This window comes from Gimesia aquarii, assembly GCF_007748175.1.
GTDB lineage: Bacteria > Planctomycetota > Planctomycetia > Planctomycetales > Planctomycetaceae > Gimesia > Gimesia aquarii_A.
This window is the reverse complement of the sequence record NZ_CP037422.1, coordinates 5532169-5549523: the sequence shown is the minus strand read 5'-3', so window position 1 is coordinate 5549523 and position 17355 is coordinate 5532169. Positions and strand designations below refer to the sequence as shown.

General features: G+C 42.6%; 12 protein-coding genes. 5 read left to right on the top strand and 7 right to left on the bottom strand.

Translation table 11 applies throughout. The annotated features are described in order from the left end of the window. Position 1: 1 nt before the first annotated feature. Entirely contained in the window at positions 2 to 958 is a 957-nt protein-coding gene (locus V202x_RS21045; protein WP_145178821.1) for a glycosyltransferase family 2 protein, read from the top strand. Further along, complete coding sequence (locus V202x_RS21040; protein ID WP_145178820.1) at positions 955 to 1884, top strand: hypothetical protein; 930 nt, start codon at positions 955 to 957, stop codon at positions 1882 to 1884. Before V202x_RS21045 ends, V202x_RS21040 begins: the two co-directional genes overlap by 4 nt. Here V202x_RS21040 and V202x_RS21035 read toward each other — a convergent pair. From V202x_RS21035 to V202x_RS21020, 4 genes are all read right to left on the bottom strand, one after another. Further along, entirely contained in the window at positions 1843 to 2766 is a 924-nt protein-coding gene (locus V202x_RS21035) for a glycosyltransferase family 2 protein (protein ID WP_145178819.1), read from the bottom strand. The genes V202x_RS21040 and V202x_RS21035 overlap by 42 nt on opposite strands. Further along, on the bottom strand, positions 2750 to 4933 hold the full coding sequence (locus V202x_RS21030; protein ID WP_145178818.1) for a glycosyltransferase: 2184 nt from the start codon (positions 4931 to 4933) through the stop codon (positions 2750 to 2752). Before V202x_RS21030 ends, V202x_RS21035 begins: the two co-directional genes overlap by 17 nt. Before the next feature lie 20 nt (positions 4934 to 4953). Continuing rightward, a complete protein-coding gene (locus V202x_RS21025; protein ID WP_145178817.1) occupies positions 4954 to 6003 on the bottom strand; it encodes a class I SAM-dependent methyltransferase in 1050 nt (349 codons plus the stop codon). Between the two features lie 180 nt (positions 6004 to 6183). Beyond that, positions 6184 to 7011 carry a WxcM-like domain-containing protein gene (locus V202x_RS21020; RefSeq protein WP_197993016.1) on the bottom strand — a complete coding sequence of 276 codons (828 nt, stop codon included), beginning with the start codon at positions 7009 to 7011 and terminating at the stop codon, positions 6184 to 6186. Positions 7012 to 7676: 665 nt separating this feature from the next. Between V202x_RS21020 and V202x_RS21015 the strand changes: the two genes are divergently transcribed. Together V202x_RS21015 and V202x_RS21010 are read left to right on the top strand one after the other, a co-directional pair. Continuing rightward, positions 7677 to 8402 (top strand): NAD-dependent epimerase/dehydratase family protein, encoded by a 726-nt coding sequence (locus V202x_RS21015; RefSeq protein WP_197993015.1) that lies wholly within the window; start codon positions 7677 to 7679, stop codon positions 8400 to 8402. Beyond that, a complete protein-coding gene (locus tag V202x_RS21010; RefSeq protein WP_145178815.1) occupies positions 8399 to 9493 on the top strand; it encodes an MraY family glycosyltransferase in 1095 nt (364 codons plus the stop codon). The genes V202x_RS21015 and V202x_RS21010 overlap by 4 nt, the downstream gene beginning before the upstream one ends. 347 nt (positions 9494 to 9840) lie before the next feature. Here V202x_RS21010 and V202x_RS21005 read toward each other — a convergent pair whose 3' ends face one another. From V202x_RS21005 to V202x_RS20995, 3 genes are all read right to left on the bottom strand, one after another. Continuing rightward, complete coding sequence (locus V202x_RS21005; RefSeq protein ID WP_145178814.1) at positions 9841 to 12297, bottom strand: PQQ-binding-like beta-propeller repeat protein; 2457 nt, start codon at positions 12295 to 12297, stop codon at positions 9841 to 9843. Positions 12298 to 13075: 778 nt separating this feature from the next. Beyond that, positions 13076 to 14137: a hypothetical protein gene (locus V202x_RS21000; protein ID WP_145178813.1), complete on the bottom strand. Its 1062-nt coding sequence runs from the start codon at positions 14135 to 14137 to the stop codon at positions 13076 to 13078. Between the two features lies 1 nt (position 14138). After that, complete coding sequence (locus V202x_RS20995; protein ID WP_145178812.1) at positions 14139 to 15554, bottom strand: SBBP repeat-containing protein; 1416 nt, start codon at positions 15552 to 15554, stop codon at positions 14139 to 14141. 407 nt (positions 15555 to 15961) lie between these two features. On the opposite strand from V202x_RS20995, the gene V202x_RS20990 reads away from it, so the two are divergent. Continuing rightward, entirely contained in the window at positions 15962 to 17308 is a 1347-nt protein-coding gene (locus tag V202x_RS20990) for a hypothetical protein (RefSeq protein WP_145178811.1), read from the top strand. Positions 17309 to 17355: the final 47 nt, after the last annotated feature.

Below are 17355 nucleotides of genomic sequence, written 5' to 3'. Positions count from 1 at the left end.
ATTGGCAAATCCCACATACTCTCTCATCATTCCCGTATATAAAAATGAGAGTAATATTCCGGATCTGTTAGCTGCATTGGCTTCTCTGCACAAGAACATGCCACATGATCTCGAAGTGGTTTTTGTGATTGATGGCAGTCCAGATCGTTGTTATGAAATACTTTTGAAAGAACTTAAAAGTTATCAATTTTCTTCTCAATTGATTTTGTTATCACGCAATTTCGGTTCATTCTCTGCCATACGTGCTGGTCTGCAAGCGGGAATCGGCGAGTATTTTGCAGTCATGGCGGCGGATCTCCAAGAACCACCAGAACTGGTTTTGCAGATGTGGTCTGAATTAGCTAAGAATACTTTCGATGTTGTCATTGCCGTCCGTGAGGCGCGTAACGATCCTTTTTTAACAAAATTGCCTTCCAGCATTTTCTGGGGCTTATATCGACGTTTTGTAGTGCCGGAAGTCCCTCCAGGTGGCGTTGATATATTCGGATGCAATCAGCAATTTCGAGATCAACTCCTACAACTGGAGGAGAGGCACAGTTCTTTAATCGCTCAAATGTTCTGGGTCGGGTTTCGCCGCAAGTTCATCAGCTACAAACGCCAGGAGAGAAAACACGGAAAGTCTGCATGGACGCTAAGTAAAAAGATTCATTACTTAATGGACAGTACATTTGCGTTTACTGATCTACCGATTAGGTTACTAATTCAAGTAGGTGGGGTAACTTCTGGCTTATCCGCTTTATTTGGACTGTTAGTGATCCTATTTCGAATGATGAATTGGATTGAAGTTCCAGGTTACACCGCCACTATTATTGCGATTATTTTTTTTGGTGCATTCAATATATTCGCTCTAGGTATTGTTGGCTCTTATGCTTGGCGCACCTATGAAAATACAAAGTCGAGACCTTTGCATATCGTAATGCAGCAACATGAATTCAATCATTCCAGGAGAGAATTATGAATTCGAAGCTCACGCCGTTTCCGCAGCGTGCATTTTATTACTCTCCTTTGAGTTTTTTGCGTGGCCATGAAACGGAGATTACCGATTCCGTTTTAAACCAACATGCTCATTCAAAATCAAATGGTGATTTGCAATGTTTTGGTGACGGCGTGCAACTTTGGTTTAAAAAACTGGAATGGGATAGTCGTTATTTTAATTGCTCTACATTCAGGCTAGATTATATTGATTGGGATACAAATATTGAGAATCCCGAAATACAAATTGCTGAAACAATTCTAGCTTTTCAATCAGAGTTATACGAAAAATATCAGTCCTACTATTTGTTTTCAGAAGTACCTTCTGAAGATACTATTGTACTTCAGGCGTTCGGATTGGCAAAAATGCGACTGATTGAAACGCGGATCACCTATTTTTATAATTATTCGGAAAAAATTAATCTTGTTCAGAATCATCCTGTGAGAATGGCATCAGAAATAGATATTCCAAATCTTCGACAGGTGGCCATCCATGCAAGAAATGACTTTGATCGATTTCACGCCGATCCTTTTTTCTCGACAGATACGGCAGATCAATTTATAGCCGAATATGTAGAGCAATGTGTGAAAGGACTCACTGACATTGTGTTAGTTCCTGCAGTTGATGAAGCACTACCGGGTGCATTTGTTTGCGGCGCTGTAAACGTAGATTCTCTGCAAGAAATTCGCGTGGGAAGACTGGTTTTAGTAGCAGTGAGCGAAGCACGTAGAGGTTGGTATCGGTGGTTGAATAGTGCATTAATGCTTTGGATGCAGGAACAGGGAATGTCATGTATCGTCAATACAACACAATCAACTAACCGTGCCGTGATTCATGTTTGCGAATCTATGGGTTACCAATATGGTCGATCAGCCCATTTGTTTGCCACTTATCAGAAAACGCCGTACTGAGAAGTAACATGCGAGCAATCCAAAGCGTATCCATACGCCGAGAACGACAAACCACATTATAATACCAGGATATTGATGTCGAAAATGCTTCTGATAAAAGCGCATCATCCCTTTATGTTTGTACCATTCTACAAACACACGCCGAGAACGACTACAGGCACCTTGAAAGTGTGATATTTTCGCAGCAGGTACAAACTTCACCTTCCAGCCCTTCTTCCGAAAACTCATACACCAATCCAAGTCTTCGCAATGTAGAAAGTATCCTTCATCCAGCCCACCGACATCTTCATAGGCCGTCCGCGAAACCATCATGCATGCACCAGAGATGGCTTCCACTTCAATGGGATGGTTGGGCAACGGTTGAAGATGTAGATTGAAGTCTGAAAACAGGCGTGGATAGCGATTTGAGAGAAAAGAAAGATGAAATACGCGTACTAATGAGCGCCAGGGAGTGGGAACAGCACGTCGGCCACCAATCTGTTCCGAACCATCGCTATTCAGTAAATGCCCTCCCGCCATACCAATCTTGGAGTCATTTGCGAGGCAGTTTAGCAATTTCGATATGGCTTCTTTATGAATCTTACAATCAGGATTTAAATATAAGAGGTAGTCGCCTCGTGCAAGTCGGGCTCCCATATTGCAGGCTACAGCAAAACCAAGATTCTCTTGGTTTTGTATGAGTTGAACTCTCGAGTCATTAGAAATAGTAGAGTTCAATTTAGCGAGACTTTGGTCAGTCGATGCATTATCAACGATAACAATATGTAATTCAGACTCCACGCTCAAGAGTGATTCTACACAGAGCAGAAGCTTGTTACCCGAATTATAGTTAACAATGATCACTCCAACAGCTGGATCATTATTTTTAACTAGTAAGTTCATGTATGGGTCTCTGTGATAACCACTTTTTAATTTTTCTCTGGAAACGGATCGGAATCATTTGACTCAGTGCGCGGCCAGCCATTGTCCCCCTAAAATTGAACATTTTTACTAATATTTTTTCAGATTGTGACAGATCATTTTCTCCTGTTTTAGGAGCCAAAAATGAGTCGATCCATTCGTTACTTATGTAATAGGCAGCGGGTTTTACATTGGTAACAACTTCTGGCAAATAGTAATTTCGATAAAAAGATTTATCGAAATTATCTGATAACTTGTTGCTGGTTTGTTCATATACCTGAGAGATCCCCTCTCTCTTCAGCATAGAAAATAATTCCACCATTTTTTCTGGTGATGACTTCCAGGGATAAACCTGAGCCCAAGGCCTACCAGCAATTCGCTCTGGAAAAGCACCAATATCTGGTACTATGACTGGAACTCCTGAAAACAAGGATTCACTTAAAGTGTAGCTGTAAGTCTCAGGCCATAAAGCGGGTAACCAGATCAGATCGGGATTTATATTAGCCAGCTTTTCTGCCAGATTCTCAGAGTGGTAGGGCCCATAAACGGAAACACTGTCATGTAACGGGCGATAGGCGTAACCGAGTAAGTGAAAATGAATTGAGAGGTTATTCTCTTCAGCAAGTTTTGCTGTCTGCTCTAACAAGTCGGCTCCTTTTTCCCGGCTAATCGCTCCCAGCGTTAGAATATTCAATTCTTTTTTGTTTGGCTTCCATCCTGTGGGTTCAGGAAAATTTCCCATTTCTGAATCAGGGTGATATGCCACAGTGACATCATATTCTGGAAAGTACGTTTTGAAGATTTCCGCTGCACTACGAGAAGGAAAAATAATACGATTGCACCGATTTAAAAACTCCCTGGTTGCGTCTCGCCAGCCCTCGGGGCTCAAGCCACTAGGTAAAGGGTAAACTTCGGAGCATAATTGATCTCGCGTTTCTATATCAGAACAAAAGAAACCCTCTTTATCCGTTAATGTAGGACTGCTATTGATGAAATAAAAATCGTGTACTGTACAGTCCATCAAAATGCTAAGGTCTTGGGCCAACCTCCAAAGAATCGGATGCAATCCCATAATATGGTGAAAGTGGACTCTCGATAATCCAATGATGTTTAAGAGATAAATCAGCTCATCATATTGATTCGGAATTTCAAAATGAAATTCTTCTTCTATCTGTCCAAGCGATAAAACGTAAGTCTGGTCTTCTTTACATTTAAGCACTAAAAAGTTCGCCAGATCATCGTAGATTTGAATCAATTCTTGAACATGAGTCTCAACACCACCACCCAGGTTATGACTGACTAATAAAATGTTGGGAACAGTTGATTGATGAAACATATCGAGGTAAGCACGAATTCGGAATAATCTTGCTGGGTCTTTTCTAATATGTGATTCGACTCGCTGATGGTAACCGGGATGTAATTCTTCTATCTTGACCATCGCCTTATCAACTAAAGGCTTTTTATCGGATGAAAAACTCACACTCCCGACATGAGCAACAAAAGTATCGAGACAGTAAATGTTTTCCCAGCCGATTTCTACCGCACGGCGACAAAAATCATTTTCTTCCCCATACCCTCTACCAAATGCTTCTTCATTAAACAATCCAATTTCATTCAGGCAGTCTCGTTTGATAAGCATACAGAAACCGACTCCTGTCGGGATTTCAACACTACATCCGTAATTTACGGAAGAAAATATGTTATCAAGTTTGGAAACACCTATTTTCGGAATCACGTTTTCCTGACAGAACTTAGGAAAACTACAAATCGTGGCATTGTTAGAAACGGGTGTCACTGTACCCGCTCTAGGATTAGAGTAGGCACAATCGATCAGTCGATCGATCCAATCATTGACAACAACAGTATCACTGTTGAGTAGGATCACATCTCTGCTTCTACTTAAGCCCATTCCTTTATTCACTGTGGCCACGAATCCGAGATTTGTTTCATTTTCAATAAGCTGGAATTGATTCAGTGCACTATAAGATCTTAGCCACTCAGTAAGGTCCTGATTTGGACTTTTATCATTAATGACAATTACGTTACAACGGATGTCATTCAGTTTTAGCGACTCACTTAAGGATATTAAGCAATTCTGGGTATCTCTCAGACCATCATAAACGGGAATGATAATATCTATTAATTCCATTTAATATTGAGCCTTTATCGTTACTTGGAAAACTGCGAGGTTAGTTCTAAAATTTGGCACTCTCGCTCAGTAGCAATTTGTTGAGCACCAGTGTATTGTTTTCCGATCTGTTCCAGCTGGCTATTGAGATCAGCCAATCGTTGATCTCTTCTCTTAACAATCATCTGCGCAAAAGCGAGAGCTTTTGTGGCTTGTTCCAGCTTCTCGTTCAAATCATTTAACTGTTTATCTTTATTCTCCAATTGTCTATCTCTGTTCTCACCCAGCTCTTTTAATTGCTGATCTTTTTCTTCATTTAAGTCTCTTAATTGCTCATCCCTTTGTTCAAATAGATTTTTGAAGTAGTGAATTTGTCTCTTAAATGAGTGACTTAAAACAGAATTTCCAAAATATTCAAATTTATTTTTCCATAAATCAAATTGTGTTTTATCGAGGGAGCATATGTCGCCAATCCATTCAGGCGTCTCTTTGCCGACGGCTAATACACCCAGCCCATAAGAGTGGGAGAATCCAAATCCTGGATAGTGTTCCAGTAATTCATCCCATAACTTCCAGACTCCAAAATTGCCATAATTTACAATGGTATCATGAAATAAGATGACCCCCCTATTTGACAGTTTTGGCAACCAGGTTTCAAAATCGTGCTTTACTGCCTCATAAGTGTGCAAGCCATCGATGTGCAACAAATCAATGCTACCATCCTCAAAGCTGGAGAGTGCATCATCAAACTTCATTTTCATAAGAGTTGAAAATGTGTGATATTTTTCATCATGATAAGCTGCCAGTGTCTCATAGATATTTTCGCCATACAGCTCAGGCGCTTCGCCGGCATGTTCATCACCCTGCCATGTATCGACTGAAAAACACTCCGTTTCAGTTTGGTAGTGATTGACCGCCTGACAAAAAGCTAGATAAGAATCCCCTTTATGTGTTCCTAACTCTACGAAACGTTTAGGTTTCAAATTTTTGATTAATTCAAATGCAAATGGAATATGTCCATGCCAAGAATCAATATCACTCAAAAATTCAGGGGTCAGGATGTTTTCTATTGTGATGTTATTGTTCTGCATAATGGATCGTGTCTTTAGTAATAGTAATTCAAAGGTTATTGCTTCAACCAGTTATGGATTCATAAATTGCTAGACTGAGAGAGGTGTTTTTTTGCTTGCCAGTATGTGTTTACTTCAAAAGAAATCCACATAAATCCCCAGTTCAATGAGGTCATTTCTGACCTGGGACAAGTGCGTATCTTAAGCAGCACGCCGCTTCACTAAGTCTAAAAATTTTGAATAGTCTCGAATATAATCTTCTGCATCGTAAAACTCAGACGCAAAAACAAGTAAAACAGCATCTGTTGAGTAGTTGTATTGAATACCCCATGTCATGGGGGGGAGGTACACTCCCATTTGAGGCCGATTAAGTAAAATTTCATCACGCAGATTACCGTCGTCTACCACGACGCTCACACTCCCTTTTACAGCAATCAGGAATTGTCCACACTCAAGGTGGGCATGTTCTCCGCGTACTTCTGCTGTGGGAACATCGTATACGAGAAAATAACGTTTGGGGACGAAAGGAATCTCATGCTCAAATTCACCTACCGAAAGGCTGCCTCGGAGATCAGGAACCTTATGAAAATGGTGAACGGTGACACCCCGTACGCGAGTCTGGCGAAAACCCAAGGGGGTTGAATCGACGTTATTGATGCTAATTGTCTGGTTTTCAGATTCGTGGGTTTCGACATACCCGATAATTTTGGCTGGATTCCCCTCAACAATGGCAAGGGGAGGGACGGAACGTGTCACTACAGAGCCAGGAGAGACGCGGGCACGAAATCCCACGGTGACACCTGAAAGAATTGTTGCATTCGCGCCGATCTCTGCCTCTTCCTTAATGACAGCAGCCTGATTTCCGTTTTCGTCATGACCAAGAATGACAGCATTGGGACCAATTTTTGCGGACTTATCGATACTGACTCCCTGCCCATAATAAACTCCAGGAGCATCGACTCGCGAATCTTCCACCAAGGGACTGCTATCTGAGAGCAACACTCTCAGTTCGTCAGAAGTATCTACCACTCTGTACTCCTTCACAGATACACTTAGCTTACTTGCTAAGGGGTTTGCTCTAGATAGACCTTGTCATATAAGAATCAACAAAACTACCCAATATAACTTATTTAAATCCAAATACGCATAACAGGATACCCTAGTTTTGATGCTGTATATTTGAATAAAAAATAGAAGTATTCCCTGCCTTCAAGGGATGTATATCAAATTGTTCTTGATAGTGCAATTGAAATTGTTTCCTGTATTAACAGCATAAACTGCCTCATCTTGCATCGATTCAGCCATTGTCACACCAAATCCGTAAGTCTCGTTCTTTATAACGACAGAAACCCGCCTTGTGAAAAGGGGGGGAACTGATATATATACACTCTGATTGCAAGAATAGTACAACGGGATTACTCATTTGGTGGCAGGCCTCTGCAAACAAAGACAGACTCAAAATGATGAGGCGTTTCACCTCAACCCCTGCCCCACTAACACTAAGTTTTTTAGATGGACATCGAGTGCCAGAGCCTGAATTAGTAGTTGGAGTTCTGGGAGCCACGAGCTTCGTTGGCAACCGGCTCTTTGCGCGAGAATTCACGCAAATCTCTGATCGAGATTACTCCTGGATTGCATTCAGTCGAAATTTACAGAAATTGACGGATGAAGAGACCGGCAGGGTCCACTGGTGTATGCTAAATGATAATCCTCTGGCAGCTGACAAACAGAAGATAGAATACTGGATTTGCCTAGCACCAATTTGGGTCTTACCTGAATATTTTCCCTTGTTAAAATCACGTGGTGCACGCCGCATTGTTGCACTCAGTTCAACCAGCCGTTTTACAAAAGAACATTCCATCGATCTTACAGAACAAAAACTCGCAAATCGCTTAGCAGATGGTGAGCACCAATTAATCAGCTGGGCAGAGCAACATCAAATCGAATGGATTATAGTTCGAACCACTATGATCTATGGCTGGGGACGTGACCAAAACATTACAATGATTTCTCGATTTATTCAACGCTTTGGTTTTGTTCCACTTTTAGGCAAGGCCGAAGGCTTAAGACAACCTATCCATGTCGATGATGTTGCACAGTTTTGCCACCTGGCACTCTTCAAAAAAAACATTACCAACAAAGCATACAATATTTCAGGTGGAGAATCGTTGTCATACAAAAAAATGGTCGAAAGGATATTTACCACTTTGGGCATAAAACCATTTTTTTTTCACTTACCTCTGATGTTTTTTCGCATTATCATAACATTCTTGCATATCTTTCCACGCTTTAAAAAAGTGTCAGTCGGAATGGCTAAAAGAATGAACCAGGACCTTACTTTCTCAAATAAGGATGTTAAGCGTGATTTTGAATTTGAGCCAAGAGGATTTGAATTAAGTAAGGATGATGTTGGTAAATGACAAAAGAGGATTTAACTCTACTTGGGATTCTATATTTTTTAGCATTTATTGCATCGATGGGATGTACGAAATTAATTATCAGGAATGCTTCTAGAGTCGGTTTAATTTGTGAGCCTACAGAGCGATGTGCTCACGTCACTCCAACTCCCAAAGGAGGTGGCTTGGCTTTTGTAGCTAGTTTTTTAGTTTTCGTAATTCTTTTGTTCTCATGGAACTATATTACAGCGAATATTGCCCTCAGCATTGGCATTGGCAGTTTTTTGATCTCGGTGCTTGGCCTTCTCGACGATGCTCTTAACCTGTCAGTAAAATCACGCCTCATCACTCAAATATTGATCATATCAACGACTCTCCTTGCCTTTTCCCCTTTACCACCGATTGAATTGCCAGGCCTTGTGTTAAATGTTCCTTATTTTTCATGGATTTTCACCACTTTACTTTTAGTTTGGTGGCTCAATTTATTTAACTTCATGGATGGAATTGATGGCCTCGCATCAACCGAGTCCATTTGCGTCCTCCTGTCAGCAATTACACTAATTGGTGGACGCAATCTTCTTTCTGATGAAGGGATACTCATTTTTTTACTAATCGTCAGTTTGCTCGGCTTTATAGCCTTTAACTGGGCTCCGGCGCAAATATTTATGGGTGATGTGGGAAGTACATTTTTGGGATATATTTTAGGAATGATAGCGGTGTCCACAATTATTAATAACTCATTAAATATTTGGACATGGTTGATTCTTTCAGGCGTTTTCTCTGTTGATGCAACAACCACCCTTTTAAGACGAATGTTAAATGGAGAACGCTGGTACCAGGCACACAAAAGTCATGCGTATCAAAAAGTATCACGCTGGCTGGAATTGCTTGATGGCACGCATAAAGGCCGTGTTGTGGCTCATCGAAAAGTATCTCTTTATGTTGTTCTGATTAATATTTTTTGGCTCTTTCCATTAGCTGGAAGCACTTTGGTCTGGACAACATGGGGACCTTGGATCCTGGTAATCGCCTGGGCTCCTCTTGTATTCCTTGCGTTTTATTTTGGAGCAGGAACTCAGAAAGAACTGGCCCCCAATGGACGCTCGTATGGTTAGCTTTTCAAGATTTACAAATCCGGCAAATTAACACTCCAAGCTGTATCGTGTTGGGTTTTTGACCTTCTAAAAACGCTGATTTATTCAACTCAAGCCATCGACTCACTTTCAAAAATCCAATCACAGTTTTAGGGTCAAAACGGATTCAACACTTTAGTTAGTCGAAGATATTTTGTTAGTCAGATTGAAGGCACATCACTTCTACTTCTCTGCGTGTCAGCTCTGGTAACCACCTGTTAGGAAATCCTGAAAGCTGAACGAAAACGTAGAATTTCCAAGCTTTCGCTGAGTAAATTCTTTTTTCTTAAAAAGTGTTTTCTGTTTGTATAAGATACTAACAGAGGTAATCATTTTGACTCCGCTAAAAGAAATTGAAGTATCTCGGCAGTATGGCTTCGCCAGCAGATCCAATCGCTCCCATCGTTAACTACCCGCGCTTGTATATTGTGACCTGACTTTGAAAGCTGCTTACTGATGCGGTCCGATGTTTTCGCCATATCCCAATTTTCTTCGGGGTTGGTGACCTCGAATTTTCCCCACTGCATCAAAATATCGCTTTTAGGCCCCGCGGTTGCCAGAGCGCCATCAATCATTGGCTGATGAAGCTCGAATGCATGAACAGATTGTATTGCGAGACGACCAATTTGATCTCGATTCGACATCGCAGAGGTAAGAGCAATCAGACCAGCGAAACCACCTCCTAACGAACTATGATCGTTACGTTTTTTCGAAATTTGATACTTTTGCTCGATCATCGGTATCAGCTCAGTCCCAAACATCTGCTCGTAACCGAATGCCCCCAGCATAGGATTAAATGGCCTGTGAATGAAAACAACAACCACCTCTGGAATGGTCTTAGACTGAATCAGTTTTTCAACAATATGTGGCAGTTTTCCCAATTTGATCGCTGCTTCTCCATCATGGACGAAGACTACGGGATAGGACTTACCTGACTGGGGATAATGAGGTGGGGTATAAACCGTAAGCGGAATCTTCTCGCCTTTCATATTTTTACTGACGAGATGAGTTGTAGACAACTGACCTATAAGAGCTTGACTACTGTCGGGCTCAATTGACTTTGGCCGCCCAGGCATATCAAACCATGACATCGTTAGTGTTTCGCCGCCAACCAAATGCACGATCTCAATATCCTCCACAAACAATGAACTCTTATTTTTTCGAGGATTCAAAGGATCAGGGATCGTCTTATAGTCAGCGATAAAAACGTAGCTTACTCGTGTGTCATTCGGGATTTTTGCTGCGAAGTAGAATAAATCAGTTCCTTTTACGGGTTGCATCCGGCGCTCTTGTCGCGCTCCAAAAAGATCGCTGGCGACCGCAGTATCTTGATAATTTCCTCTTAACAGGAAGTGCACAATACCGTTCTCGATATAAGGTGTTGATGAAATTTTAGCGAAAAATTGATCGACTTCCTTATTTTTGTCAGCTGCTTTCGCGTTCTCAACACGGGCAAGGAATGCCTGGAATTTCTCACCAACAGGTTCACTTTTGACAAGCCGCTGTGGAGATGTTTTTCCAGGAACGATATTAACACGCGCAATCTCGCCTATACTTCGTACAAAAATAGAGTTCTTATGTATGGCGGGAAGCGACCAAGTCACATCATCAAAGATTTTTTCCTGTGTGATCTCTTCATAACCGCTCACGCTGGCACGCGCAATGTGCATCGTGCCGGCTTTGGTCAACAGAATCAGATGATTATCAACTGCTGAAATAAACCCATCCCCCGGCTTTCGTGAACGCCATAATAATTTTCCCTTATCATCGACACATGTAAGAATGCGTGAGCTGAACGCAAAAATATTTTCCCCCACCGCAACCGGAACATTGTAGGAGTTACGTATCGATCGCTCTTCCCAAACCTCTTCCACATCAATCGGCTGTGTTTGATTTCCAGTTTTAAGCGCAATCAGTTTGGAACGAGTGTCATCATGCGCAAGAAACACCCGATTGCCAGGCATCGGAACTGGAATCAGGCTCCAGGCACCACGGGCTCCCTGGCCCTGATGTGTAAATTCAAATAATGCTTTTCCGCTTTGTGTATCTACGCCGGCAATCTGTGTATTTCCGGCAGACAACAAAACCGTTTTTCCATTAAAAACAATCGGTACAGGATTCTGATAACCGACAGAATCAGTTCCTTGAGACCAGACCACTTCCCCGTCCGTCGGATTCAGCGCACACAGCGTTCCCGTCGGTGGTCCCAGTTGAATAAAAAGATGCTTGCCATGAATAATGGGGGAAGCACCAAACCCATAAAAAATAGGCTTGATCCCTAATTTTTCTGCAACATTTAATTTCCAGTCTAATTCCCCGCTCTTCGAATTCACTGCGAAGAGATCGCCCGCAGGAGTGATCATAAAAACGCGACCAAAACCGACCGCAGGAGTTGCAATCGGACCATCAAATGATCCATTAGAACCTTTCCATCTGGGCCCGGTATGATGCTTCCAAAGTTCACGACCATCTTCTGCAGAGAAACAAACAAGATATCCCTCTTTGTCGTCACAGTAACCTGTCACAATACGGTCTCCTACGACGACCACACTCGAATAACCACTTCCAAGTGCTTTTTTCCAACCTATTTTTAATTGCACATCCGATGTGCGAGAGAGGATACTTGATTCCTTGGCATGGCCATCACAATTCTCACCTCGTAATTGAGGCCAGTCTGCAAATGAAGCAGCACAAAAAACAATGCTCAGGTTGAGAAGACAAACAGCTGTTAAAAACGTCATTCCCATAATTTTTAGAAATGAACTAGCAGGTTGAATGGATTGCATGGACGGAGTTCTCCCCTGGCATATTGTTATACGAACTGAAGTTTTATCATAGTAAGAATTAAATCAGATGACCGCGTTGTGAGATTCTTAATCCCGCTTTGAACCCAGAATTCAATTCTTGTAGATATGACAGACTCACTCTTTTCGAACGGCTTTTACTTTTTTAGTAGCAAGCCTGTCATTCTGTCAACACTCCTGACTGGTATGCCCTGAGAGCTCTCCAAAAATTCACATCAAAACATTTTTGCGCGTCACAATTTATTCAGCCTATTTTAGATTCAAATATCTGCATTGAATTGTTCGATTCATTTTTTGACTCTTGTCACTTTTTTCACTTATTACTGACTGGACATTATAAAGAGTCAAAAAACATCGTTCCCTCTACTTCAAAATAGACAGCTTGACACGTCGCTGACGCAACATAAAATCCTGAATTCTGCGTCGCGCGCGTAACAAAGCTTTATTTTTGTATTATCTCCAGTTGATCGCATTAGTTATCTCGAAATGCCCCACGCCACATTGATTACGCTTAATTTGAATGACCTGTACCAAAGAAAGCCTTGTAACTTCTTGTACTCAAAGAGTATAGTCATGTTCGCCACACGAAAAAGTTCACTCTGTTCATCGCGACAAAAACGACGTCATCAACGTCTTTCAACGCCATTTCAATTGATACGAAATGGCGTTCATACTGAGATCAAAGCGTATCACTTGCGTGAAAATAAGTGATCATCGAAGCGTACACAAGTCATTAACCTGAAAGATATTCTAGTTATTTTCAGGGCTGACCGGCCGGTTTGGGGTGAATCAAGTGGAGAAATGGTTGGGCCTCAGGCCAGGATTGAACTTCAGACAGCTTCTCAGCAGGGACTTCAATCGAAGTAAAAAAGTCACTCGAAACCTGACCGTCAAATTTGCCTTCCAGATAACCAAACGGTACATTTTCGGCATCCTGTTGTGGCGTTCCATTCTTCAGGCGAGGAGGAATAAACAGGCTCCAGAATTTTTGTGAATTTTTCTCTGACAACATTTCTGCAAAACGCTGCTTGACTTTTTTACTGGCGAGAGAATCGTCCAAGTTACGATGCACGAGGATTGCCTGATAGGCAAGCGCCTTGTTCCAGGATTTTTCAGTGACGACATAATGCGAAAAATGCAAACGGTCATCAAAACCCAGGTTGAGTGGATTATAAGGTGACTTTGGTAAGGTTTTCCCGGCCGCCAACATATCTTGCATTTTGCGGGCGTTCTTATGACGAATCGCATACATGAAATGCATGCCACTAAACGGAGTGGCCCAACCGTTTTCCCGAACTGAATCTTTGAGGCGGATAATCACATCGCCATAACGTGGTGAACCATGGGGAGGTCCAACACTCGCAAACACGACATCAAAAGCACCATAGAGCAAATTTTCGACAGCAGGAGTCGTATGGGCCAATTGATCATGCGCAGATTCTTCTTCTACGCGTAAAGAAACGAGTGCTTTCTGTTTTAGAACATGTCGTAGATTCTGAAATTTCAGTCGGTTCACAATTGGAGCTGGCTTGCTTTCAATGACTTTCAACAACTCTTTTTCTTGAGCAGAAAGCGGAGACAAAAACAATTCAAATTCAGACATCGTACACTGCGAGCTGATCTCCAGCCATTTTTTGATTTTACTGGCATCCAGCTGGCGTTGAAACGGTAGCACATTAATCGCTTTGCGACGCGTTTCTGCCAGAGGCGCTCCTCCCAGTTGCGCTGGCTTTACTCCCGGCTTCTCAACCACTGATTGCGCATAAGCAGCTGAAAAGTAAGAACTGAAAATACAAAGTAAGATGCAGTAGCGTTGTCTCATATTATTGACTCATCTTAATCAAAAAAATGTCGTTACTTCCGCGGCTCTTCAGTTGATGACTCTGATATTGAGTTGCCGGAGAAAACGCCCCCGAAATGAAACAATGATTATTACCATCCACGGCGATCGCATAACTCAAGTCACTATGCTTTCCCCCCATCATTTCCAACCAATCAAGTTTGCCTTCTGGAGAAAACCGAGTGATAAACAGATCTCGCCCTCCAAGATGCGTCAGATGTTTTCCCATAAACATCACATCATTGGTGAATTCTCCGGTCACATAGCAGTTCCCCGCGCGATCGATTGCTATCCCCAGCCCATAATCAATTTTTTCTCCGCCACCGGAATAAGCCCAGGCAGGAGTACCATCTGCATTGATGCGGGCCACAAAAATATCATACTCTCCAGCACTTTCGAGTGTTGCTTTTCCAAATACGGCCTTATTTTTAAACATTCCTGTCAGATAACAATTCCCCCGCTGGTCGACGGCGACTCCAGTGCTCAAACCATTCGCCTGACCACCGGAATTCGCCGACCAGACAAGTTTCCCATCCGGTGTTAATTTGGCGAGAAAGATATCCTGTTGTCTGGTATCAGATCCGACTTGTTTCCCAGCGAACTCGACAATGCCTGTAATAAAACCACAAACATAACAGCTCCCTTTCGCATCAACGGCAATTTGATGACCACTTTGACTGCGTCCATTTCCCGCCAATTGACTCCAAAGTAACTTTCCATCGGTGTCATATTTGGCAACAAACAACGAACGACCCTTTTTGTTTTTCGATTGAGAGTTTCCAAATGTAATCTCTCCCGCAAATGAACCAGCTACGTAACATTCTCCCTGTGGTGTCACTGCAATTCCGTGTCCGTAATCATAACCGGCCCCCCCTGCACTTTGGGTCCACAACAGTTTGCCTGACGGGTCATATTTCGCAATGAAATAATCATAGTCCCCGTGGTTTCTTAAAGTTTTGTCCCCGATTTGAAATGTAGGGCTCTGAAAATGACCGGTCACATACGAGTTTCCTACTTGATCGACGGCCACACTGTAACCTCGGTCGATATCGGTCCCACCTGCTGTCTGCAACCAAAGTAATTTTCCTGCGGGACTATATTTGGCAAGCACAAAATCCATACTGCCGCGGCTGGTCACCGTTTTATCAGCAAATTGGGCCTCTTCAGTAAATTCCCCGGTGACGTAACAATTACCGGCTCCGTCCACAACCATGCCGCGAATTTTATCATGCTTGTGACCTCCTTCTTGTTGAATCCAGATAATTGAACGGGTAGATGCGGCTGCTTTCCCTTTGTTCTCTCCCGCCAAAATCGGTTTGGAAAACAGAAGAACCAATGCCATACAACACAGGAAGAAAATGAATTCATAAGTAGTAGACTGATGGCATGGTGTTTTCATGGCGGGCTTTCATGTCTCAAATCAAGGTAGGATTAACGAGGTACTCTGTACTCTGTCTGTTGTTTCTTCCCAGTCTACACAATGAGAGAGGAATCCTGGTACAGAGTGAACTGATTTTTTCAAGAGCATACGACACAACGGCTACTGATATCGCTCATCAGCACAACTTGTTTTGTTGTTGATACGGTGTCGAATGTGAATAAACCTCAGCAACAATTTCTTAGCATATTTAAAAATCAACTGTAATTTTGCTTGACGAATGCATTCAATGTGTTTATTGTGAATAATAAACACTAAATTGCCGATAAGGAAAATCCTCATAGAAAACCAGAATGTATTGCGTTAGACCATCGTCCCCCCCTACGTTCGCTTTCACTCCTGAACACGATCTAATGAAAGATTAAAACATGGCTAGAATGATTCATCGTACATTATTAGTCGTCGCTGGTTTTCTTGTGTTGGCTGATGTCAAGTGGTTAAGCGGAGCCGAACTCGAAATCGTGTCCCCCAAAGATCAAGCGACTTTAGCAGCAGAAAGCATCCATCAGATCGTCTGGAGCAAGACAAACATCGCTCCTGAAAAAATGCTCAATCTTGCCTGCTCAAGCGATAACGGAATAAGCTGGCAACAAATTGCATCGGTCCCCATAAAACAAGGGAGTTGTTTGTGGAATGTTCCCAATACACTAACGGCATCCTGTTTACTGCGCCTGCAAGCTGTTGGTAATCAGGTCTCATCAACAATCAATGTCGCAATTAGTGCATCTCGTAAAGTTCCCAGCTACACCTGGAAAAACATCACGATGAAAGCCCCCTTTGCCGTACGCGATGGTGCTGGCGCACTGGTGTACCAGAATAAACTCTGGCTACTGGGAGGTTGGAATCCCGGCGATAAAAAGCATTTCCCACGTATCTGTAACAACGAAGTCTGGAATTCATCCGATGGCCTGCATTGGAATCTGATCAAACAGAATACCTTTATAGACAAACAGTTCGACCCGTTCAAAGACTGGGAAGGAAGACATACCGCTGGTTATGTCGTCTTTCAAGATAAAATGTGGATCGTGGGGGGGGATGTCAATCAGGGGCACTACCAAAACGATGTCTGGAACTCATCAGATGGAAAAACCTGGCACAGGCTGAGTCCCAAAGATGTTCCCTGGGCTCCGCGTGCCTTGCATTACACGCTGGCATTTAAAGATAAAATCTGGGTTATCGGCGGCCAGACGATGCCGGCATTTGGTCCTTCCAAAGAAATATTCTATCGCGACATTTGGAATTCGAAAGATGGCATCCATTGGAACAAGATTGAACCCCAAGAACCCTATTGGTCTGCACGAGGAATGATTGGCGGCAACGTCGTTTTCAAAGATCGAATGTGGATTCTGGGAGGCGGTACTTATGACACGCCAACCACTCCCACACGGAACTTCTATAATGATGTCTGGAGTTCAGCTGACGGCGTCCACTGGAAACAACACACCAAAGCGGCTCCCTGGTATCCTCGCCAATATCATGATGTGGCCGTCTTCGATGGCCGGATGTGGGTCATGGAAGGCTATAACAGAAAAGGCGGAAATCGAAATGATGTCTGGTATTCTGATGATGGAGTGAACTGGTACGAATTACCCGATACACCATGGAAACCCAGACACGCCGCCAGTGTGTTTGTTTTTGACAATGGCTTATGGATGGTGACTGGCAATAACTTTGAATCAGATGTCTGGAAACTGGTGCGTAAAGAAACGAACTAAGTGCTATCGATTCAGATCGTATTTGAATGAGTTTTATATTTAAGGAA

What these genes read in the sequence shown, in the direction of transcription:
- V202x_RS21025 (WP_145178817.1), bottom strand. Translation starts at nt 6,003, where the DNA reads ATGCAGAACAATAACATCACAATAGAAAACATCCTGACCCCTGAATTT.
- V202x_RS21015 (WP_197993015.1), top strand. Translation starts at nt 7,677, where the DNA reads ATGCTAAATGATAATCCTCTGGCAGCTGACAAACAGAAGATAGAATAC.
- V202x_RS21000 (WP_145178813.1), bottom strand. Translation starts at nt 14,137, where the DNA reads ATGAGACAACGCTACTGCATCTTACTTTGTATTTTCAGTTCTTACTTT.
- V202x_RS21035 (WP_145178819.1), bottom strand. Translation starts at nt 2,766, where the DNA reads ATGAACTTACTAGTTAAAAATAATGATCCAGCTGTTGGAGTGATCATT.
- V202x_RS20995 (WP_145178812.1), bottom strand. Translation starts at nt 15,554, where the DNA reads ATGAAAACACCATGCCATCAGTCTACTACTTATGAATTCATTTTCTTC.
- V202x_RS21005 (WP_145178814.1), bottom strand. Translation starts at nt 12,297, where the DNA reads ATGCAATCCATTCAACCTGCTAGTTCATTTCTAAAAATTATGGGAATG.
- V202x_RS21010 (WP_145178815.1), top strand. Translation starts at nt 8,399, where the DNA reads ATGACAAAAGAGGATTTAACTCTACTTGGGATTCTATATTTTTTAGCA.
- V202x_RS21030 (WP_145178818.1), bottom strand. Translation starts at nt 4,933, where the DNA reads ATGGAATTAATAGATATTATCATTCCCGTTTATGATGGTCTGAGAGAT.
- V202x_RS20990 (WP_145178811.1), top strand. Translation starts at nt 15,962, where the DNA reads ATGGCTAGAATGATTCATCGTACATTATTAGTCGTCGCTGGTTTTCTT.
- V202x_RS21040 (WP_145178820.1), top strand. Translation starts at nt 955, where the DNA reads ATGAATTCGAAGCTCACGCCGTTTCCGCAGCGTGCATTTTATTACTCT.